Origin of the sequence: Rosenbergiella epipactidis (genome assembly GCF_018494055.1) — a bacterium.
Lineage (GTDB): Bacteria > Pseudomonadota > Gammaproteobacteria > Enterobacterales > Enterobacteriaceae > Rosenbergiella > Rosenbergiella epipactidis.
The window spans coordinates 1-22,109 of the sequence record NZ_JABBFQ010000012.1 but is presented as its reverse complement, the minus strand read 5'-3'; the positions used below and the strand labels follow the sequence as shown (position 1 = coordinate 22,109).

At 47.7% G+C, this 22,109-nt stretch carries 19 protein-coding genes, 1 pseudogene and 1 other annotated feature; of the genes and pseudogenes, 13 read left to right on the top strand and 7 right to left on the bottom strand.

What is annotated here, in order from left to right:
* Nucleotides 1-111: 111 nt before the first annotated feature.
* The gene (locus tag HGT71_RS15030; RefSeq protein ID WP_214218510.1) at nucleotides 112-885 is read left to right on the top strand and encodes a class II glutamine amidotransferase; all 774 of its coding nucleotides are present in this window, start codon (nucleotides 112-114) and stop codon (nucleotides 883-885) included.
* On the opposite strand, the gene dpaA is transcribed toward HGT71_RS15030, so the two are convergent.
* Nucleotides 850-1,623, bottom strand: coding sequence for a peptidoglycan meso-diaminopimelic acid protein amidase (dpaA, locus tag HGT71_RS15025; RefSeq protein WP_214218509.1), 774 nt, complete (start codon nucleotides 1,621-1,623; stop codon nucleotides 850-852). The two genes, HGT71_RS15030 and dpaA, sit on opposite strands and share 36 nt — an antisense overlap.
* 298 nt (nucleotides 1,624-1,921) lie before the next feature.
* On the opposite strand from dpaA, the gene dinB reads away from it, so the two are divergent.
* A complete protein-coding gene (gene dinB / locus HGT71_RS15020; protein ID WP_214218508.1) occupies nucleotides 1,922-2,977 on the top strand; it encodes a DNA polymerase IV in 1,056 nt (351 codons plus the stop codon).
* Here dinB and HGT71_RS15015 read toward each other — a convergent pair.
* Together HGT71_RS15015 and pepD are read right to left on the bottom strand one after the other, a co-directional pair.
* Nucleotides 2,968-3,843, bottom strand: coding sequence for an alpha/beta hydrolase (locus HGT71_RS15015; protein ID WP_214218504.1), 876 nt, complete (start codon nucleotides 3,841-3,843; stop codon nucleotides 2,968-2,970). The genes dinB and HGT71_RS15015 overlap by 10 nt on opposite strands.
* Nucleotides 3,844-3,896: 53 nt before the next feature.
* Nucleotides 3,897-5,354 (bottom strand): beta-Ala-His dipeptidase, encoded by a 1,458-nt coding sequence (gene pepD / locus HGT71_RS15010; protein WP_214218503.1) that lies wholly within the window; start codon nucleotides 5,352-5,354, stop codon nucleotides 3,897-3,899.
* Between the two features lie 233 nt (nucleotides 5,355-5,587).
* Between pepD and gpt the strand changes: the two genes are divergently transcribed.
* The 7 genes from gpt (at nucleotide 5,588) to tyrA (ending at nucleotide 11,993) form a co-directional block, all read left to right on the top strand.
* Nucleotides 5,588-6,046 (top strand): xanthine phosphoribosyltransferase, encoded by a 459-nt coding sequence (gene gpt / locus HGT71_RS15005; protein WP_048911623.1) that lies wholly within the window; start codon nucleotides 5,588-5,590, stop codon nucleotides 6,044-6,046.
* A 109-nt stretch (nucleotides 6,047-6,155) separates the two neighbouring features.
* Nucleotides 6,156-6,548, top strand: a complete 393-nt coding sequence (gene crl / locus HGT71_RS15000) for a sigma factor-binding protein Crl (protein ID WP_214218502.1) — start codon at nucleotides 6,156-6,158, stop codon at nucleotides 6,546-6,548.
* Between the two features lie 117 nt (nucleotides 6,549-6,665).
* A complete protein-coding gene (proB, locus tag HGT71_RS14995) occupies nucleotides 6,666-7,769 on the top strand; it encodes a glutamate 5-kinase (RefSeq protein ID WP_214218501.1) in 1,104 nt (367 codons plus the stop codon).
* 6 nt (nucleotides 7,770-7,775) lie between these two features.
* Entirely contained in the window at nucleotides 7,776-9,029 is a 1,254-nt protein-coding gene (proA, locus tag HGT71_RS14990; protein WP_214218500.1) for a glutamate-5-semialdehyde dehydrogenase, read from the top strand.
* Between the two features lie 81 nt (nucleotides 9,030-9,110).
* A complete protein-coding gene (locus HGT71_RS16030) occupies nucleotides 9,111-9,575 on the top strand; it encodes an RcnB family protein (protein WP_425328673.1) in 465 nt (154 codons plus the stop codon).
* Nucleotides 9,576-9,786: 211 nt separating this feature from the next.
* Nucleotides 9,787-10,863, top strand: a complete 1,077-nt coding sequence (locus tag HGT71_RS14980) for a 3-deoxy-7-phosphoheptulonate synthase (protein WP_214218498.1) — start codon at nucleotides 9,787-9,789, stop codon at nucleotides 10,861-10,863.
* Nucleotides 10,864-10,871: 8 nt separating this feature from the next.
* Nucleotides 10,872-11,993 (top strand): bifunctional chorismate mutase/prephenate dehydrogenase, encoded by a 1,122-nt coding sequence (gene tyrA, locus HGT71_RS14975; RefSeq protein WP_214218496.1) that lies wholly within the window; start codon nucleotides 10,872-10,874, stop codon nucleotides 11,991-11,993.
* A gap of 48 nt (nucleotides 11,994-12,041) precedes the next feature.
* On the opposite strand, the gene pheA is transcribed toward tyrA, so the two are convergent.
* Together pheA and raiA are read right to left on the bottom strand one after the other, a co-directional pair.
* Nucleotides 12,042-13,199 (bottom strand): bifunctional chorismate mutase/prephenate dehydratase, encoded by a 1,158-nt coding sequence (gene pheA / locus HGT71_RS14970; protein ID WP_214218494.1) that lies wholly within the window; start codon nucleotides 13,197-13,199, stop codon nucleotides 12,042-12,044.
* 28 nt (nucleotides 13,200-13,227) lie between these two features.
* Nucleotides 13,228-13,348, bottom strand: a sequence feature (Phe leader region).
* Between the two features lie 92 nt (nucleotides 13,349-13,440).
* A complete protein-coding gene (gene raiA, locus HGT71_RS14965) occupies nucleotides 13,441-13,770 on the bottom strand; it encodes a ribosome-associated translation inhibitor RaiA (RefSeq protein WP_099825452.1) in 330 nt (109 codons plus the stop codon).
* Between the two features lie 288 nt (nucleotides 13,771-14,058).
* Between raiA and leuA the strand changes: the two are divergent.
* A pseudogene (leuA, locus tag HGT71_RS14960) lies at nucleotides 14,059-15,742 on the top strand (2-isopropylmalate synthase).
* On the opposite strand, the gene HGT71_RS14955 reads toward leuA, so the two are convergent.
* Both HGT71_RS14955 and bamD read right to left on the bottom strand, forming a co-directional pair.
* A complete protein-coding gene (locus tag HGT71_RS14955) occupies nucleotides 15,717-16,481 on the bottom strand; it encodes an AraC family transcriptional regulator (protein ID WP_214218493.1) in 765 nt (254 codons plus the stop codon). The pseudogene leuA and the gene HGT71_RS14955 sit on opposite strands and share 26 nt — an antisense overlap.
* A gap of 152 nt (nucleotides 16,482-16,633) precedes the next feature.
* A complete protein-coding gene (bamD, locus tag HGT71_RS14950; protein WP_214218491.1) occupies nucleotides 16,634-17,368 on the bottom strand; it encodes an outer membrane protein assembly factor BamD in 735 nt (244 codons plus the stop codon).
* Between the two features lie 128 nt (nucleotides 17,369-17,496).
* Between bamD and rluD the strand changes: the two genes are divergently transcribed.
* The 3 genes from rluD (at nucleotide 17,497) to clpB (ending at nucleotide 21,907) form a co-directional block, all read left to right on the top strand.
* Entirely contained in the window at nucleotides 17,497-18,477 is a 981-nt protein-coding gene (gene rluD, locus HGT71_RS14945; protein WP_099825459.1) for a 23S rRNA pseudouridine(1911/1915/1917) synthase RluD, read from the top strand.
* Nucleotides 18,474-19,214, top strand: coding sequence for a peptidoglycan editing factor PgeF (gene pgeF, locus HGT71_RS14940; protein ID WP_214218489.1), 741 nt, complete (start codon nucleotides 18,474-18,476; stop codon nucleotides 19,212-19,214). Before rluD ends, pgeF begins: the two co-directional genes overlap by 4 nt.
* A gap of 119 nt (nucleotides 19,215-19,333) precedes the next feature.
* Nucleotides 19,334-21,907, top strand: coding sequence for an ATP-dependent chaperone ClpB (gene clpB, locus HGT71_RS14935; RefSeq protein WP_214218488.1), 2,574 nt, complete (start codon nucleotides 19,334-19,336; stop codon nucleotides 21,905-21,907).
* The last annotated feature ends 202 nt before the right edge of the window (nucleotides 21,908-22,109 follow it).

Below are 22,109 nucleotides of genomic sequence, written 5' to 3'. Positions count from 1 at the left end.
TTTGTTATGAATTAAGCGCGCTTTATCCCGTTGCAGCATAACGCAGAGCATGTTATTGATTATTAGGTATCGGCGTTAAGTGACTGATACGCTGCTATTGAGGTCAACTGCATGTGTGAGCTGCTTGGGATGAGCGCAAATGTCCCTACTGATATCTGTTTTAGTTTTTCCGGTCTGGTACAGCGGGGGGGAGGAACGGGTCCGCATAAAGATGGGTGGGGCATTACGTTTTATGAAGGAAAGGGATGCCGAACCTTTAAAGACCCCCTCCCGAGTTTTGAATCGCCCATTGCACGATTAGTGCAAGAGTATCCAATTAAATCTCATTCCGTGATCGCTCATATTCGTCAAGCGAACCGCGGTAAAGTTGCCTTAGAGAATACTCATCCCTTCACCCGTGAGCTTTGGGGGCGTCATTGGACCTATGCACACAATGGACAGCTCAAAGGCTACCGCCGTCTCGAAACTGGGCAGTTTCGCCCCGTAGGTGAAACGGATAGCGAGCGGGCTTTCTGCTGGCTGCTGCATAAACTTTCGCAACGCTTTCCTCAGACGCCTAAAAACTGGACTTCAGTATTTCGCTATATAGCCGAACTCGCCAACGAATTGCGAGCACTGGGGGTATTCAATATGTTGCTCTCAGACGGACGTTACTTGATGGCGTATTGCTCTACACATCTTCATTGGATTACGCGGCGTTCACCTTTTGGGAAGGCGGTGCTGATTGACCAGGATATTGAAGTTGATTTTATGCAGCAGACAACGGCTCACGATGTGGTGACCGTTGTTGCGACACAGCCTCTCACCGGGAATGAAACCTGGCACAAGATTATGCCAGGCGAATGGAAGTTATTTTGCTTGGGTGAAGGCCAGAAAGGTCTTTGAAGCACTCGGGGTAGTCGTTTGGAATGGGTTGCCTCGTGGTGCGCTCGTTCCATTACTTTGGCCATTAACGATATATTGATTATTCATTACAGCAATCATTGGCGGTTGCTTATATTTCTCGAAATAATCATAACCAGGCTTCAATTGCTTCCAGAAGTTAATGTACTGCGAACCGGCATAGCGACGCATATTGTCGTCGGTCATCCGGAACGGATAGATATTCACTTCAATCTGCGTTTGGCCGTTATTAAATGCAGCCGTTACGTACTTAAAGATCTGATCGATACCACTATTGGTCATGGCATAACAGCCAATAGAGACGCAATCACCGTGAATCATTAAGTAGTTACCGTTATAGCCGTTAGCTCTATCGTACTGATTAGGAAAGCCTAAATTAATCGCGCGGTAGTAATGGCTATCTGGGTGAAGCTGTGAGGCGCCAATGGTATAAAATCCTTCCGGACTCTTAAAATCACCTTGAACTCGTTTAGGGCCTAAGCCGCCCGAGAACTTACAAATATTAAAGCGATTAAGTAGGCGAAACTGATTACCGACTTTGGCATAAAGTTCGAGCGTACGCTCAGACTTAAAAATCTGAATAAATACCGGCGAGCCGATCAGTTCAGTTTTCAGCTGATCGCTAACTGGGGCTTGTAATGCATTAGAGAGTGGAACGATTTCTGTTGAGAACGCGTTACAGGAAAACAATATCGCAAATATGAGTGCGAAAATACGCATGCTAGGTGTACCTTGATGACAATCATGGGGACGGTCTGCAATCGGACAACAGACTATTGCAGTAGAACAATTTATCTGCGCAACATTATCACTGTTATGGCTTTAATCAAGCTTTCATCTAGCTTTTTTTGTTAAAAAAAATGAGTCTGGGTTCCAGACGCGATATGGCTCTCATTTATCTTATTACTGCCTTATATCCCCCCTGATAATTCTCGCCTTGCGCTGGCTTAATGAGGTACGACTTGCATTACCCTCTGGTTATTTATACAGTATGCCGATAGTCGGTCGGAGGGGTGAAATGCGTAAAATTATTCATGTCGATATGGATTGTTTTTATGCAGCGGTTGAAATGCGAGATAATCCTGCCTTACGGGATATTCCCATTGCGATCGGCGGAAGCCGAGAGCGGCGGGGAGTCATCAGCACCGCAAATTATCCCGCCCGTCGTTATGGCGTAAAAAGTGCCATGCCAACAGCGACGGCATTAAAATTATGTCCACAGTTAACCTTGCTCCCGGGTCGGTTCGACGCTTACAAACAGGCCTCGGCCCAAATACAGCAAATATTCAAACGGTATACCTCGAAAGTTGAACCGCTCTCCTTAGACGAAGCGTATCTCGACGTGACGGAGTGCCTTGCCTGCCAAGGTTCCGCAACACTGATTGCGGAAGAAATACGCCGCTCTATTTTCCTTGAGACGGGGCTTACGGCATCAGCGGGCGTGGCACCCATCAAATTTTTGGCCAAAATCGCTTCCGAAGTGAATAAACCCGATGGGCTGTATGTTATCCCCCCACAGCAGGTCGACCATTTTTTACAGACGCTCCCTCTAGCGAAGATCCCTGGGGTGGGTGAGGTTTCATCAAGAAAGCTGGCCGATTTAGGTCTTTATACTTGTGCCGATATTCAAAAAGTTGAGCTAAGTTTTCTGTTAAAAACATTCGGTAAGTTTGGTCGTAGCCTGTGGGAAAAAAGCCAAGGCATTGATACGCGAGATGTCGACGGCCATCGATTACGCAAGTCTGTCGGTGTCGAGACGACGCTCTCCGTCGATATTGAACAATGGGAGCAGTGTCTGGAGGTGATCGATAAGTTGTATACAGAACTCGAACGTCGATTACGTCAAGTCAGGCCTGACCTACGGGTTGCACGTCAGGGGGTTAAATTTAAGTTTTCCGACTTCCAACAGACGACCCTTGAGCATATCTGGACTGAACTGACCAAGCAGGACTTTATCGATCTCGCCTTAAAACTCTGGGAGCAACGGCGACAGGGGCGATCGGTAAGGTTAATTGGTCTTCATGTCAGTCTGCTTGATCCACAAGTGGAGCGTCAATTACCCCTTCAGTTATGAGTTGGCAGTTGATTGAGCCAGGCGAGGTAATGTTCTGGCCAAGCAGAGTTCGCCATCCCTTTTTGCCCCAATCCAAAACCATGACCGCCCGTTGCGTAGCGTATCCATGTCATAGGGACATGGTGTTGTGTCGCGGCATGTTGAAGAAAAAAACCATTTTGCGGTGGGGCAATGGGGTCATCTACGCTTTCGATAACGAAGAGTGGAGGAGAATGGTCATGAATAACCGATTGTACTGACCATTTCGCTTCCTCTTGCCGCGACGCGTGAGGTCCCGCGAGGACCCGATGGGTGGCACTATGGTCGAGGGGAGACTCCACAGAAATCATTGGGTAGATCAACGCCATGCCTTCAACGCTAAACGCTGCATTATCATCCTTTTGTGTCATCTCAGCACGATTTATGGCTAAGGCGAGTAAATGCGCGCCCGCTGAAAAGCCGAGTACGCTTAGGTGCGGGTTTTGATGATGAATGATCCTCAGCGCTTGTCGGACATCTTTCATGGCGACATCTTTACCTTGCGGCCAGTGGGCGCTGGGTAATCGGTAAGTCAGCACGTAGGCGCGAAAGCCCTGCTGAGTGAGAAAGTGTGCGGCAGGTATCGCTTCCTTGGCTTGCTCAATTCTTCGGTAACCCCCACCCGCAGCGATTAGCACAGTTTTGCCGTTAAAGGTTTTGGGAGAGTAGAGGGTTAAAAAAGGCGCATTAACTTCGGTGACTTTGCCTTGAGGCGTTATCACCACACTAGGGCCTGGACGGGTTTGGTCACCACCAGTAGGCCAAAGCATAATTTTTTCGGCAGAGGCTTGAGCGAGAAAGGGCAGAAAAATGAGTGTGGCTAATCCTCGTATCCAGTCAGTAATCATGAGTGACCTCTCAAACAACGATATGCTAGGCGATTGCTCGCCTAGCAGGGCACTTATTTTGTTGGAACGGCTTTGAGTAAGGCCGTTAGCAGCTGCCAGTAAAGGCCAACACTTCCTATATGTACCTGTTCATCCGGTGAATGAGGTCCAGTAATAGTTGGTCCGATAGAGACCATATCTAAATGGGGGTATGGCTCGCGGAATAGACCACATTCTAATCCAGCATGAATGACTTGAATGTTGGGTTTCTTACCAAAAAGATCCAAATAAATTTCGCGAGTTAAGGCCATGATGGCGGAGTTAGCATCAGGCTGCCAGCCAGGATAACTACCCGATGCTTCTGTTTTCGCACCGGCTAATGCGCCCAATGACTGTAACATTGACACGACATACTCTTTGCCACTATCAATAAGCGAGCGGATTAGGCAGTAGATTTTTGCCTGATTCTCTTCAAGAGTCACGATACCAATGTTTAATGATGTCTCGACGACACCCGGCGCAACATCAGAGTTACGGATCACGCCATTAGGGGTCACATTTAGTAAATTGATAAAGCGATCTTGGCTTTCTGCGACTAACGCTTGCCCACTGTGCGAGATTGCCTGCGCGCTTAAGGTAACATTTTTATCTTTTGGCGCGACTTCATTTTGTAGGATTGAAAGGTAATCCTGAAGTGCCTGCTGAAGGGCCGCTTCCTGTTCCGGAGCAACGGCGACGACCGCGCTGGCCTCACGAGGAATAGCGTTACGAAGGTTACCGCCTTTAAAATCGATCAACTGCAGATCGAGCTTATCGCGAGATTCTGCAAAGAAACGCGCCAACAGTTTTGTCGCGTTACCTAATCCGAGATGGATATCGGCACCAGAGTGTCCGCCGCGTAGCCCTTTGAGACTAATCTCTAAAGTCAGATGTTGCGCAGGAATATCGCCTCGGCTAATCGGGAGTTCAGATAAGAAATCAATTCCCCCTGCACACCCCATATAGACTTCACCCTCCTCTTCAGAGTCGGTGTTGATCAGAATCTCTGCTTGCAGCCAATTAGGTTGTAAGCCGAAAGCGCCTTCCATCCCAGCTTCTTCAGTCATGGTGAGTAGGACTTCTAGCGGGCCGTGTTCAACGGTTTTATCGGCTAAAACGGCAAGCGCAGAAGCCATACCGATACCGTTGTCAGCACCGAGTGTCGTACCGCGAGCTTTCAGCCACTCACCATCAACCCAAGGTTGAATGGGATCGCGCGCAAAATCGTGCTCGGTAGCATTATTTTTTTGCGGAACCATATCGAGGTGGGCTTGTAAGGCAACAGGTTTACGATTTTCCATCCCTGCAGTTGCCGGTTTACGGATCAGAATATTACCGACAGCATCCCGCTCACACCAAAATTGTTGGGTCTTAGCCCAGTCTACAATATAAGTTGCTAACGCTTCTTCATGATAAGAAGGGTGTGGTATTGAACAGATTTTGGCGAAGAAGTCCCATAAGGGCTGAGGTGACAGTTGAGACAGTTCAGACACAATGCGTCTCCTATAACGGATTAGGATTAAGCCCGGTCATCAGGGCATAGAGCGGTTATTATTAGTAGAGAAAGCATATCATTGTTCGCGAGCATGCAGCGATTTATACCGAAAAAAAGTCAAACTCGGCAGCAGCACTGGTTTTTATCTGACGTTATCCCTATAATCACGCGCAAACTTTTTTTTGTTTGTCCATTCACCAGACCATCCCTGTTGGTCGGAGCCTGATTATTATGAGTCAAAAATACGTAGTTACTTGGGATATGTTGCAAATTCACGCCCGTCAGTTGGCTGAGAAATTACTGCCAGTTGAACAGTGGAAAGGCATCATCGCTGTGAGCCGGGGTGGACTGGTTCCTGCGGCCCTATTGGCACGTGAACTCGGTATTCGCCATGTCGATACAGTCTGCATCTCAAGCTACGACCATGACCATCAACGTGAAATGAAAATTTTGAAACGTGCGGAAGGCGATGGTGAAGGGTTTATCGTCATTGATGACCTAGTGGACACGGGCGGCACGGCAAAAGTCGTCCGCGAGATGTATCATAAAGCGCGCTTTGTAACAATTTTCGCTAAGCCAGCAGGTCGCCCATTAGTTGATGATTACGTTGTTGATATTCCACAAGATACTTGGATTGAGCAACCTTGGGATATGGGGATCACCTTTATTCCACCGCTAGTCAAAAGTTGATGGAAAAAACAGCACCTGAGGGTGCTGTTTTTTTTTATCATTTTCATTTAATAGTAAGTCTGCTAAAAGTAACACTGATAACAATGAACGCTAATAGGAGTGTAGTCAGATGGTATTACCCGGAGGCCACTTCAGAGGCCGTTACATCGTAAAATTTAATGAGTTAGGTCCCTATCTGCGCGAGGAGCAATGCCAAGATCACCGTTTCTTCTTCGACTGTTTAGCTGTCTGTACCAATATTAAACCGGCACCAGAGAAGAGAGAGTTTTGGGGATGGTGGTTAGTGTTAGAAGCTCAGGAAACTCACTTTGACTATCGTTTCGACTTTGGTTTATACGATAAAGCAGGCCAATGGGTACCGGCTGAAATCAAACGCGATGTGGATCGTCAAGAAGCCGAGGCGAGTCTACAAAAATTCTTCCCACGCCTCGAAGCATTGATGAACGAACTTAATGCACCGCTTATTCCTGCGAGTAACTTCGAACCCTCGTTGTCGTTTTAATCATCTACGCTGCCCCTTTTTAGATTAAGTTACGCGAAGCATAAGGATAGCTATTGGCAAGCTCTAGCTGTCCTGATACAACTGTGGACTCATTTAACTCTCTAGGTGGCAGGAAATATGCGTGGCAGTCAGACCTTAGTGGTCAAATTAGGGACCAGTGTTCTCACTGGCGGATCTCGTCAACTCAACCGTGCGAGAATGGTTGAGATTGTGCGGCAGTGTGCACAAGCAATGAATGACGGTCACCGAATCGTCGTCGTGACCTCTGGTGCTATCGCGGCAGGCAGAGAGCATCTGAATTATCCCGAACTGCCCCCCACCATTGCGTCTAAACAACTGCTGGCCGCAGTGGGTCAGTGTCGCCTGATCCAGTTATGGGAACAGCTGTTTGCCATCTATGGTATTCATATTGGTCAAATGCTTATCACCCGTGCGGACATGGAAGACAGAGAGCGCTTTCTTAATGCCCGCGATATGCTGCATGCACTCTTAGACCAGCGTATCGTTCCGGTGATCAACGAAAATGACGCTGTCGCCACGGCAGAAATTAAAGTCGGCGATAACGATAATCTTTCCGCTCTGGCGGCAATACTCTCCGATGCTGATAAGCTTTTGCTCTTAACCGATCAACAAGGTCTGTTTACCGCCGATCCGCGTTATGATCCCAATGCAACACTGATCGAAGATGTTTATCAGATTGATGACTCGCTAAAAATGATGGCGGGAGGGAGTGTTTCTGGATTGGGAACTGGAGGTATGGCAACGAAGCTGCAGGCGGCTGAAGTGGCATGTCGAGCAGGCATTGATGTCATTATCGCGCCCGGTGACCAACCCATTGTTATTCAGCGATTGTTACAAGGTGAAAAAGCCGGAACCTTGTTCCACGCGCAAGAACATCGTCTGGAAAGCCGTAAGCATTGGATCTTTGGTGCGCCACCCGCAGGGTCTGCGCTGATTGATGCCGGCGCATTAACCGCACTGCTCGAGCGGGGCAGTTCACTGTTGCCGAAAGGCATTACTGAAATTACCGGTAATTTTTCTCGCGGCGAAGTTATCGCGATTTGTGACCCTCAAGGTAACGATATCGCGCATGGCGTTTCGCGCTATAACAGTGATGCTTTACGTATGATTGCCGGGAAACATAGCCAATCTATTAGTGAAATCTTAGGCTATGAATATGGTGCGGTGGCCGTGCATCGTGATGATATGATCGTAGGATAAGTCGAGATGAATATAGAATTAATGGGGCAGCGTGCGAAAGCTGCTGCTTATCAACTTGCCACGCTGACTGCGCAAGAAAAAAATCAGTTATTGATGACTGTTGCTGATCACTTAAACGCGAATGCGGCTGATATCTTAGCGGCGAATCAATTAGATGTGGCAGATGCCGTTAAGCAAGGTCTCTCGCCTGCTTTAATTGATCGATTAACACTCACGGTTGAAAGGTTAGCGGATATCGCCAACGATGTCCGTAAAGTCTGCCAACTCAGTGACCCTATAGGCCAAGTGATCGATGGCGGCCAGTTAGACAGCGGCCTAAAGATTGAGCGACGCCGAGTGCCGTTGGGGGTGGTTGCTATTATCTATGAAGCTCGCCCGAATGTGACTATCGACGTGGCAACGCTCTGCTTGAAAACAGGTAATGCAGCGATTCTACGGGGAGGAAAAGAGACCTATCGTACCAATGCGCAAACTGTTGAGGTTATTCGTAAGGCATTGACACAACATGGCCTACCCATTGATGCCGTGCAAGCAATTGATGACCCCGATCGCCAATGGGTTAACCAATTATTGAAGCTGGATAAGTACGTCGATATGTTGATCCCGCGGGGTGGGGCAAGCTTACACAAACTGTGCCGTGAGCACTCAACCATTCCTGTTATTACCGGTGGAATTGGTGTCTGTCATCTCTATGTTGATGAAACGATGGATAGTGAACAAGCCCTTAACGTGATCGTCAATGCAAAAAAACAGCGCCCAAGTGCATGCAATTCCTTAGAAACGCTGTTAATTCATCGTTCGCAACTCGACCAGTTCTTACCCAAATTCCTGTCGCGCATGACGCAGGAAGGCATTACTCTGCACTTAGACCCGCAACTATCCTCCCACCCAGCCCTGGGGAATCAGGAGTATGCGCAAGCCACTGAGGCCTCTTATCGAGATGAGTGGTTATCGCTTGATCTGAATATCAAAGCGGTAGCAGACCTACATGAAGCGGTTGAGCATATCCGCGAGTACGGTACGCAACATTCAGATGGTATCTTGACTGAACGTTACCTGAATGCCCAAGAATTTGTGAATCAAGTCGACTCTGCTGCCGTGTATGTCAATGCCAGCACACGCTTTACGGATGGCGGACAATTTGGCTTGGGGGCTGAAGTGGCGGTGAGTACCCAAAAGCTGCATGCGCGGGGGCCGATGGGATTAGAGGCGTTAACGACCTACAAGTGGATCTGCTGGGGCCAAAATAGTTTACGTTGATACTGCTAAGGTTTCGTTAAGAAAATACGCGTTTTGATAAGTTTGGACATACTCTCCTGATACGAATCAAGAGTAATCTTGATGGTTAGCGCTAGAGTATTACGCATAATTCTACTCATATTTTGGCTCGAGCGAGAAGTTATGCGTAAAAGACCTCTAGTGTTAGCGATGGTATGGTTAACCTTAAACCCGATGGTTATGGCTTATGCTCATGACCATCATCATGATGACTGGGACCGCCATGGTCATTCAGGTCCTCGGTGGCACGACCGCCGTGACTGGCGTGACCACCACCGAGATCATGACAGGTACTCTCACCATCGACCGCATTATGACAGAAGAGATTTTTTCTATGGCGGTCATCACTTTAGACCAGGTGGAAGATACCCTCATCAATATTATCAAAATCGATATTGGGTCAACGATTGGCACCGGCACGGATTAGGCTCACCCCCTCCTGGGCATCGGTGGGCAAATATTAATGGTAATTATGTCCTGATTGCCGTTGCGACAGGTGTTATCACATCCCTTATCCTCAATCATTGATTCAAATAGGCCCGAAATGATTCGGGCCTTTTTTTTCCAAAAATTCGCTGTTGTATAGAATACATTACAACCTGCAGTTTACTGATTAATTTGGGCTCTTGATGTAAATAATTATTTACACCGAATTTATAATTGGATTGAAATCTTTACTTATTGTGATATGGTGGAGGTATTGGTCGCCAAGACCCCCTCTTTTTAGTCAGGTAACGTCATGCAGAAAGATGCCTTAAATAATGTTCATATCACGGATGAGTCGGTAATGATGACCCCGGCAGAACTGAAAGAATTGTTCCCATTAACCGTTGAACAGCAACAACAAATCCATGATTCTCGCCAAACAATTGCCGATATCATTGCTGGTCGAGATCCTCGTCTGTTAGTCGTATGTGGCCCATGTTCTATTCATGACCCGCAAGCGGCATTGGAGTACGCAGCGCTATACAAAAAATTAGCCGAAGAGGTGAGTGATTCTCTCTACTTAGTGATGCGCGTTTACTTTGAGAAGCCACGTACCACTGTAGGGTGGAAAGGATTAATCAACGATCCGCATATGGATGGCTCATTTGATATCGAGCAGGGCTTAAAACAGGCCCGTCAATTATTAGTTGAATTGGTATCGATGGGGCTCCCGCTGGCAACCGAAGCCTTAGATCCCAACTCACCACAGTTCCTCGGTGACTTATTTAGTTGGTCAGCGATTGGTGCGCGAACCACTGAATCGCAAACTCACCGTGAAATGGCATCAGGCTTATCAATGCCGGTTGGTTTTAAAAATGGCACAGATGGGAGCTTGGGTACGGCGATTAATGCTATGCGTGCCGCCGCGATGCCGCATCGTTTTGTTGGGATTAATCAACAAGGCCAAGTCTGCCTATTACAAACACAAGGTAACGGGGATGGGCATGTTATTCTGCGAGGTGGTAAGATGCCGAATTATCATCCTGAAGATATTGCCCAGTGTGAAGCTGAAATGACCAAAGCGGGACTACGTCCTTCGTTAATGATCGATTGCAGTCACGGTAACTCAAATAAGGACTATCGCCGTCAAACCGTGGTGGCCGAAAGCGTATTGCAGCAGCTGCAAGCGGGAAACCGTTCGATTACCGGAATCATGTTAGAGAGCCATCTGTTCGAGGGAAGTCAATCTTCCGAATTGCCGCGTGCTGAGATGCAATACGGTGTTTCCGTCACCGATGCCTGTATAAATTGGCAGGTCACTCAGCAATTATTAACGAAACTCGCCGATGCAATGAGTGCTATGATCACCTCAAGTACAGTGGAAGGGTAGATAGAGTAATGGTTGCAGAACTGAATGCGTTACGCGATAAAATTGACGAAACAGATAAAGCGTTACTGGCCTTGCTTGCGCAACGTATGCAGTTAGTGGCGGAGGTTGGAGAAGTCAAAAGCCAACACGGACTGCCAATCTATGTGCCAGAACGTGAAGCATCCATGCTAGCGTCACGGCGTGCGGAAGCGGAAGCTGCCGGCATCCCTGCCGATTTAATAGAAGATGTTTTACGTAGAGTGATGCGAGAGTCTTACGCCAGTGAGAATGACAAAGGGTTTAAGACACTCAATCCCGCCATGCGACCTATCGTTATCGTTGGGGGTAAAGGGAAAATGGGCCGCTTGTTCGAGCGGATGTTAACGCTTTCAGGTTATCAGGTCCGTTTACTGGATAAGGACGAATGGGAGCAAGCGGCGTCTTTGGTCAGCGATGCGGGAATGGTTATCGTTAGCGTGCCCATTCATTTAACCGAACAGGTTATTCAGCAGCTACCGCCTTTACCGGACGATTGTATTTTAGTCGATCTTTGCTCAGTCAAAAAAGCGCCGTTACAAGCGATGATGGCCGCACACAACGGACCTGTATTAGGTTTGCACCCTATGTTTGGGCCAGATAGTGGTAGTTTAGCCAAGCAAGTCGTGGTGTGGTGCGATGGCCGTTCACCGGAAGCGTACCAGTGGTTTCTCCAGCAAATCGAGGTATGGGGGGCACGGCTCCACTCCGCCACGGCGGATGAGCATGACCAAAATATGGCTTTTATCCAGGCACTCAGACACTTCGCGACCTTCGCTTATGGGTTGCATCTGTCAGAAGAGAATGTCGATCTCAAACAGTTACTGGCGCTTTCTTCACCTATCTACCGATTAGAATTAGCAATGGTTGGCCGCTTATTTGCTCAAGATGCACAATTGTATGCGGATATCATTATGTCGTCGCCGAATAACATTGCCTTGATTAAGCGTTATTACACACGCTTTGGCGAGGCGTTGGCGCAGCTTGAACGTGGCGATAAAGCTGCCTTCATTAAAAGTTTTGCTGGCGTTCAAACTTGGTTTGGTGATTATGCCAAGACGTTTATGACAGAAAGCCGTTCTCTACTGCGAGCGGCGAACGATAATCGTAAGTAGTTTGCCAACCTCATCATATTAAGCACCACGTTAACCGTGGTGCTTTTTTTATGGTGTTACAGCGGTGACTGTTTCGCTCGGATAGCAGCCCAGCACCTTCAAGTAGCGGGTGAGTTCAGTAAGCTGTTGCAGGGCAGATTGCATAGCGGGATCACTGCTATTAGCTTGAACGTCGATGTAAAACATCTCTTCCCACGGGTTACCGTTAATTGGGCGAGATTCAAGTTTAGTCATCACGATATCATGTTGTCTCAGTACGAGTAAGGCGTCGACTAATGCACCGGCTTGTTGTCCCGTTGCCATCAATAAGGTGGTTTTCGCGGGAACTTGTTCTGATACCTTCACTGGTTTACGCGCGAGGACGATAAAACGGGTGATATTTTGCGACTGATTAGCGAGTTGACGATCTATCGCTTGAAGTTGATAGAGCTGTCCACCGGCTTCACTGCCGAGTGCCGCGACAGAGGGATCGTTTAAACTCGCAACGGTTTCCATCGCTGCAGCAGTACTTTCGGTATAGTTAATTTTCCAATGCGGATAACGGGTTAAATATTGGCTGCATTGTTGGAAAGGCTGTGGGTGGCTATAAACCGTTGTGATCGCAGTAAGAGACGTTTCACCTGAAACCAACAGGCAGTGATTAATCGGTAACGTCATTTCTCCCACGATATGCAATCCAGTATTTTGAAGCAAATCGTAGACGTCGTTAATCGATCCTGAACTCGTATTCTCTAAGGGGAGTACGGCATAGTCAGCTAATCCTTTCTCCACTTGGTTAACAATATCTTGGAATTTACTGCAGCCTACTTCGATCATTTGGTCAAAATGATGTGACGCGTAGCTGCGTGCAGCGAGGTGAGAATATGAGCCTTTGGGGCCTAAGAAGGCGACACGAACCGCTTGTTGTTGAGAGTCGTTGAGCGCTTTTTGTAGCAAAGCTTGTTGAATCAATACCGAGTCTTCGATCACCAGCTGAAACAGACGCGTAATATAATGACTATCGAGAGAAAGCGTTTTTCCTTGGTCGATCAGTTTTTCAAGTAGCTGTTTTTCGCGCGTCACATCGCGTACTGGACGCTGGGTTTGCAGCTTATAATTGCCCACCGCCACGGCAAGCTCACGACGCTTGGCGAGAAGAGTGAGTAAACGGCTATCCAGATCACTAATGTCATGTCGCAATTCGTCAAGCGAAGCGTAAGGGGTCATAGTCTGTCCTTTAGTTTTTTATTTTTTCAAAAAAAAAGCCTCCCGGAGGGGAGGCCTTTTGTTCGTCTTTTCATTCATTCTAGTCGAAGCGGCTTCCCTGGGAGGGGGAGCTAAAAAAAAATGAAAAGAAGAACAGGTTGTGTTGCATGTTATTTATCTCGATAGAGTTGAACTCAGAGAGTAGCGTTTGCGATCCCGCGCGTCAACCTAAAACCGCGCACCCTGTGGGTGCGCAGTATGATTAAGATTCGGCAGGAATAATATCTTTAACGCTACCGTTTGCACGCCGTGCTTCAGCTTTATGCTGGACCTTATTGAGTTGGCGCTCAAGTTTTGAAATGAGTTCGTTGACTGCGACATACATATCGTCGTGTTTCGCCGTAGCAACAAGGGTACCGTTGGGGGTGTTGAGTGTTGCATCGGCAACAAACTCTTTAGGCTCTTTAGAGAGGACCACGTGAGGGTTTATCAGCTGGGTCTGCCATTTTTCAAGCTTCGCAAACCGCTCTTCGATATGACTACGGATTGCGGGGGTAATATCCATTTGCTTACTGGTGATGTTGATCATCATTTTACCTCTCTTCGTCATTGCCATGGTACGTGCTCCCAGAATACCGACTATGCACACCAATAATGTGATCTGTGTCACATTATTGGTATATGAAAAATTTTTAGTCCTAAGGGTAATTTTCAGCTACCTGAGGGGGAAGAGGGGTAATGATTGTCAGTGAGTATGGGCCAAAAATTAGTCGGTTTGATACCGCATTGTCCGTTTTAAGCATAAGGGTGTCAGTTATGCAGGAGCCACAGGGGAAAGGGTATCGCTAGGATAGTTTTTTATCCTCAGTAAGGAACGACTATGCTGCTAGACCCCGCAAGCAAATATAAGCCTTTCCCCATTATCGCCTTAGCGGACAGAACTTGGCCTAATAAACAATTGACGCACTCTCCGCGCTGGCTTTCTACCGATTTACGCGACGGTAACCAAGCGTTAGCTGAACCTATGAGTGTCGAGCGTAAACTCAAGTTTTGGGAATTGCTCTTATCTTGCGGCTTCAAAGAGATCGAAGTCGCCTTTCCTGCCGCATCCGATACCGACTTCCAGTTCGTGCGGCAATTGATAAAAGAGCAACGGATCCCAGAAGATGTGACCATTCAAGTGATTACTCAGGCACGGGCCGACCTTATCGAGCGGACCTTTTTAGCGTTAACAGGGGTTAAACGGGCCACGATTCATCTCTACAATGCCACGGCACCTCTATTTCGACGTTTAGTTTTCCAGCAAAGTAAACAACAAATTATTGCGTTGGCCGTTGCGGGAAGTGAGCAAATTCGTCGTCATTGTGAGGCGAATCCTGATACGCATTGGACCTATCAATACTCACCTGAAACATTCTGCTTTACTGAGCCAGATTTTGCGCTGGAGATTTGTGAAGCTGTGGCGAAAGTTTGGCAGCCATCGCCAGAACGTCCAATGATTATTAATTTGCCCAGCACCGTTGAGGTCAATACCCCCAATGTCTATGCCGATCAAATTGAACATTTTTGCCGTCATTTTATCTACCGTGAGTCGGTATGCATAAGCGTCCATCCTCATAACGACCAAGGGTGCGGGGTGGCGAGCGCAGAATTGGCTTTACTCGCAGGGGCTGAAAGGGTTGAAGGCTGTCTTTTTGGTAACGGGGAGCGGACAGGAAATCTCTGTTTAGTGACTATAGCGATGAATCTTTATAGCCAAGGTATCTCGCCACAGCTTAATTTCAGTGAGATGACCGATATCGTTGAACAAGTTGAGGAATATAATCAGATCCCTGTCCATCCACGGCATCCCTATGCAGGTAAATTGGCGTTTACGGCTTTTTCTGGTTCGCATCAAGATGCGATCAAAAAGGGCTTCACTGCCCGTGAACAGGCGACAAACTCTGTATGGGAGATCCCTTATCTACTGATCGATCCGAATGATATAGGGTGTAACTATGAGGCGGTCATCCGTGTGAATAGCCAGTCGGGTAAAAGTGGTACGGCCTGGGATGCTAGAACAGAATCATGGGTTAAGGCTGCCCCGAGCGTTACAGCAAGCCTTCAGTCGGCAGGTACAAATGATTACCGACCACAGCGGCCGTGAAATGACCTTAGCGCAAGTGTGGCAACTCTTTCGTCAGCTTTATGGGCCCCACGAGCAAGCCACATATCAGTTACTCGATTATCGAACAGAAAGCTTAAAGGATAATCGCATTATGTTCCATGCTCAGGTTAAGACACCGGAGCGAACCCTAACCGTAAGGGGGGAGGGCAATGGACTACTGTCTGCAGCGGCTAATGCACTAACGTCCTATGTGGGGGAATCGTTGACGATTGAAGACTATCATGAGCATACCTTGGGCAGGAAAAATGAGAGCCGTTCTGCAGCCTACATTCTGTGTGCAAGCCAGGGGAAGGAGAGCCGTTGGGGGGTAAGTGTCGACAGCGATATCGCCAGAGCGTCGATACAGGCACTCCTTAATACACTCCCCAGTGTTACGATAAATGGAAATAATGACTAGAGGGCATCCCTAACCGTCGGCGAAACATTGTGCTAAAGGCACTTTGACTTTCGTAGCCTAAATCGAGGGCCACTCTTAATACTGATTGGCCCAGTGCAAGACGTTTCATCGCTTCCATTAATTTCGCCCGCCTAACCCATTCACTAAAAGAAAAGCCTATTTCCTGTCGAAAATGCCTGAGCAGCGTGCGCTCACTCAGGTTAAGCAAGGTCGCTGCCTCGGACGTTGTCCAAGGTTTGGCTAAATCGTTACGTACAAGCATGCAGAGTTTCTTGAGCGCAGAGGAGACGGGTTCAGGAAGATTGAAGGGTAGCACTGACATGCCACGTATTTCATCTAGGATAAGTTCATAGACTCTCTCTGCTCGGCTATTGGTGGCATAGTGATCGGGGAGGTCGAGTGCTGCGATGATCAGCTCCTTAAGCAGTGGCGAAACTTGCACCACTTGACATTCCGTGGGTAAATCGGCTCGAGCGAAAGGATCCACAAATAATGTTCTGGCAGCAACCTTTCCAGTAATGGTTAGCTGGTGAACAACCCCAGCAGGCAACCAGACTCCGCGACTAGGCGGAATAATCCAACATCCTTGCGCGGTATGGACGCTGACTACCCCGCTTAAGCTGTAAAGCAATTGCGCACAGCGATGTTGATGCCAAGGTTCACGCTCACCATGAGAATAATCATGAGCGAGAGGGATCACCGGACGTGTTTCAAAATTGATAGGCAGTGTCGTCGACATGCGATTCTATTTTTTATGAAGGTAGCATAGCAGTGAGAGTATTACGTGGAAATTGCCGTTTCAATGGTTTTAATCAGTCAGTGACTGGAAGGATAAAGTGACAAAAAAACCAGCCACTAAGCGTGGCTGGCCTGTTAGCAGAATAGGGGCGGCTATTTTGCGTTATTTGCTGCGATCAGTTTTGCGACTTTGTCTGCTTCAGCGTTTAGCTGAAGTTTACGGTAAGCATTTTCCATGTAAGGAAGTGCTTGGCGTGTCGAGACAGTATCGGGATAATCACTCAGCATCTCTTTAGCGCGATTAACGACCGCGACATAGGCCTCACGTTTAGTGTAGAATTTCACAACAGATAATTGATACGTCGATAAACGATCCTTTAGCGCGACCAGACGCTTTTGCGCGTCAGGGGCATATTGGCTGTTTGGATAGCTTTGTACCAGTTGTGAAAAGTCTTTGAAGGCTTGTCGTGCATTTGATGGATCGCGATCCGAACGGTCAATACCGAAGAAGTGCTGTAAAGCTGATTGGTCAAGCGCCATATCCGTTAGCCCTTGCATATACATTACATAGTCAATGTTAGGGTGGGTAGGATTTAAACGCATGAAGCGTGAAATGGTCGCTTGTGCCATTGGCATATCGTCATTCTTGTAATAGGCATAGATCAGATCGAGCTGTACCTGTTGCGAATACGGACCGAAAGGGTAACGATTGTCCAGCGCTTCTAACTGGCTGATAGCGCCTCTGAAGTTCCCATCTTGCAGTTTTTGCTGAGCTGTAGCATAAATCTGCGAAGGAGGATTGTCAGGAACGACATCTTTAGATCCGGAACATCCGACCAGAGCTAAGCTAAGCGTGGCGAGCGCCACAAGATATTTCATACGCATCATGACGAATTGATTATCCTCAAAAGTTTAGTGGAAGCATTTATATGTGGCTTCCATTGTTTATCAGCTAAGATAGCACATTATCTTAAACGGCTTTGCCGGAAAAACCCAACGTTAACGAAGAACCTTATATGGCACAACAAGTAGAACTCGCTGCAACCATCTCCCTAGAACAATTGGGACAACGCTTAGATCAGTCTTTGGCTGAATTGTTCCCTGATTATTCACGTTCTCGTATAAAAGAATGGATTTTACAGGGCAGAGTCACCATCAATGGAACGGTTGCCGATAAACCCAAAGAAAAAGTATTGGGTGGCGAGAAAATTGTAATCAGCGCAGAAATCGAAGAAGAAGCGCGTTGGGAACCCCAAAATATTCCCCTTAATATCGTTTACGAAGATGATGATATTCTCGTCATCAATAAACCGCGCGACTTAGTGGTGCATCCAGGCGCCGGTAATCCGGATAAAACCATTCTGAATGCGCTGCTTTATCATTATCCTGCTATCGCTGATGTCCCGCGAGCGGGTATTGTACATCGCCTCGATAAGGATACCACAGGATTAATGGTGGTTGCCAAGACCGTGCCTGCACAAACCCACTTGGTTGATTGCTTGCAACGACGTGAAATTACCCGTGAATATGAAGCGGTTGCGATTGGTACCATGACTGCGGGCGGGACCGTGGATGAGGCGATTTCTCGCCATTCCACTAAGCGTACGCACATGGCCGTTCATCCAATGGGCAAACCGGCAGTGACACACTACCGTATTATGGAGCATTTCCGCGCCCATACTCGCCTTCGTTTGCGCTTGGAAACAGGCAGAACCCACCAAATCCGTGTGCACATGGCGCATATCGGTCACTCGCTAGTGGGTGATCCCCTTTACGGTGGTCGTCCGCGCCCCCCTAAGGGAGCAAGTGAGGCATTTATTAATGCGTTGCGCGGCTTTGACCGCCAAGCTTTACATGCCACCATGCTTCGTCTCTACCACCCGATAACCGGTATTCAGATGGAGTGGCACGCACCGCTCCCTCAAGATATGGTGGACTTAATTGAAGCACTGAAAGCGGATACTGCAGAGTATCGTGATCAAATGGATTGGCTATGAGTCAATCACTGATTATTCCTCACTGGCACGCGCCGTCAAAGGTGCGTGCTGTATCCACGACCCGTTTGGGGGGCGTTAGCCAAGCGCCTTGGCACGCGCTTAACCTTGGGAGCCATGTTGGGGATAATCACAACGACGTTATTCGTAATCGTGAGTTATTAACTGAGATTGCTCAGTTACCCAGTTCACCCTTTTGGTTAAATCAAGTTCATAGCCCTCATGTTATTGAGGCAGCTATGGCTGACGGTATCCCAGAGGCTGACGCCAGCTTCACACGTGAAGCGGGGATTGTCTGTGTCATCATGACGGCTGATTGCCTACCAGTGCTATTCAGTCATCGCGATGGCAGCCAAGTTGCCGCCGCACATGCCGGGTGGCGTGGACTGTGTAACGGTGTACTGGAAAATACGCTTGATACCTTCGATTGCCCACCGGAAGAGATTATCGCATGGATAGGCCCTGCCATCGGCCCTCAGGCTTTTGAAGTGGGTGCAGAAGTGAGAGAAGCCTTTATCCGTATTCATCAGGATGCTGAACTGTGTTTCATGCCTCATGGCGAAAAATATTTAGCCAATTTGCCTAAACTCGCAGAATTGCGTTTGCAGAGTGCGGGAGTCGTGAGCGAAGCGATTTATCAATCTCAGCGTTGCACTTTTTCAGAGCCTGAACATTTCTTCTCCTACCGTCGAGAGGGGCAAACAGGCCGTATGGCTTCCCTTATTTGGATCGCGGAATAATCTGTAAACCTTCAATTGCTGAGCGTAAAATTTCAGCAATTTTAGGTTTCTGTCTCTTGAATTTTTCATAATCACCTCCATCTTATAGTCAATAGCATGTTGACCTTTGTGGAGGAATTATGCGTCTGGATCGTCTTACTAATAAATTTCAACAAGCCCTAGCTGATGCCCAATCATTAGCTCTAGGCAGTGATAATCAATTCATCGAACCTATCCATCTCTTTTCTGCATTATTAACGCAGGAAGGTGGATCAATTCGCCCGTTACTCGTCTCTTGTGGGGTAGAAGTTTCTCAGCTTCAAGCCCAGTTATCTCAGGCTTTGTCGCGTCTTGCGAAAGTAGAAGGGAGCGATGGTGATGTTCAACCTTCGGCAGAACTTATTCGCGTATTGAACCTTTGCGATAAGTTGGCACAAAAACGCGGCGACAGTTATATCTCATCGGAGCTTTTTCTTCTGGCTGCATTCGACTCCCGAGGGGGCGTCAGTGATTTATTAAAATCAGCAGGTTTAACCAGTGAAAAGCTTACTAACGCTATCGACCAACTGCGGGGAGGGGAGGGTGTGAACGACCAAGGGGCAGAAGACCAACGTCAAGCACTTAAAAAATATACCATTGATCTGACTGAACGTGCTGAGTCAGGCAAACTCGACCCCGTTATCGGTCGTGATGAAGAGATTAGACGCACTATCCAAGTGCTTCAACGCCGTACCAAAAATAATCCAGTATTAATCGGTGAGCCGGGAGTGGGTAAAACCGCCATCGTTGAAGGTTTAGCGCAACGTATTATTAATGGTGAAGTCCCAGAGGGCCTTAAGGGTCGCCGCGTCTTAGCTTTAGATATGGGAGCGCTGGTGGCCGGTGCCAAGTTTCGAGGCGAATTTGAAGAGCGTTTAAAAGCGGTTCTGAATGATCTGTCGAAACAGGATGGTAATGTCATTCTCTTTATCGATGAAATTCACACCATGGTTGGAGCAGGTAAAGCCGATGGCGCGATGGATGCCGGAAATATGCTTAAGCCTGCCTTAGCACGTGGTGAGTTGCACTGCGTGGGCGCAACAACCTTAGATGAATACCGTCAATATATAGAAAAGGATGCAGCGCTTGAGCGTCGTTTCCAAAAAGTGTTGGTGGCTGAACCTAGCGTAGAAGATACCATAGCGATTTTGCGTGGGCTGAAAGAACGTTACGAGTTGCATCACCATGTGCAAATTACTGACCCAGCAATTGTGGCTGCCGCACAACTGTCGCACCGTTATATCGCGGATCGGCAGTTACCGGATAAAGCCATCGACCTGATTGATGAAGCGGCGTCGAGTATTCGTATGCAGATCGACTCCAAGCCGGAACCGTTGGACCGTCTTGAACGTAGGATTATTCAACTTAAGTTAGAGCAACAAGCCCTTAAGAAAGAGACGGACGATGCCAGCGTCAAACGACTGGCGATGCTTGAAACGGAGCTGGAGCAGAAAGAGCAAAGCTACTCGGAGCTTGAAGAAGAGTGGAAAGCTGAAAAAGCCTCCCTCACTGGCACGCAACATATTAAATCTGAGTTAGAGCAGGCACGTATAAGCATGGAGCAAGCGCGACGCAATGGCGATCTAGGCCAAATGTCTGAGCTGCAATACGGAAAAATCCCTGAGTTAGAGAAACAACTGGCGCTAGCCACGCAGTCTGAAACGCAGCAAATGAAGATGTTACGTAACAGAGTAACCGATGTTGAGATTGCAGATGTATTAGCACGCTGGACCGGGATCCCTGTAGCGCGCATGATGGAAGGCGAGAGGGAGAAACTGCTGCGCATGGAAGAAACGCTGCATGACCGTGTGATTGGACAAGATGAAGCGGTCGATGCAGTAGCGAATGCTATACGTCGTAGCCGAGCAGGGCTTGCTGATCCAAACCGCCCAGTAGGGTCTTTCTTATTCTTAGGGCCAACAGGGGTCGGTAAAACAGAACTCTGTAAATCACTTGCTGATTTTCTCTTCGACAGTGACGAGGCAATGGTGCGTATCGACATGTCCGAATTTATGGAGAAACATTCGGTGTCCAGATTAGTGGGTGCTCCTCCAGGATATGTTGGTTACGAAGAAGGTGGCTATCTAACCGAAGCGGTGCGCAGACGCCCTTATTCGGTCATCTTATTAGATGAAGTTGAGAAGGCACATCCTGATGTCTTTAATATCTTGCTGCAAGTATTAGATGACGGGCGTTTAACGGATGGGCAGGGCCGGACAGTCGATTTCCGTAATACGGTTATCATTATGACCTCTAACTTGGGTTCGGATTTAATCCAAGACAAGTTTGGCGAGCTTGATTACAGTCAAATGAAAGGCGTGGTAATGGACGTAGTCGGGCATCACTTCCGTCCAGAGTTTATCAACCGTATAGATGAAGTCGTTGTGTTCCATCCACTGAGCCACGAGCATATTGCACAAATTGCTGAAATTCAGTTACAACGTCTTTATAAGCGATTAGAAGAGCGAGGTTATTCGGTTGAGATTTCTGACGAAGCACTACAGCTGTTAGGTGAGGTTGGTTTCGATCCTATCTATGGTGCGCGTCCATTGAAGCGTGCAATACAGCAAGAGATTGAAAACCCGTTAGCCCAACAGATTCTTTCTGGCAAACTTTTACCGGGTGCGACCATTAAATTAGGGGTAGTAGACGGAGTGATTACCGCCCAGCAATAGTTAATGTTGTCGACTAACAGCCTAGAAACGCGAGTTTCTAGGCTTTTTTGTTCTGTTTTTATACGGAGTGATTCATTAATCACCACTCAGTAAAAAAGTTTAAATAATCCCTTGCGCTCTGAGCGGAACTCCCTATAATGCGCATCCACTGACACGGCAAAGCGAGATGCGCAGCGCGGTGACAGGGACTGAAGCGATTCGG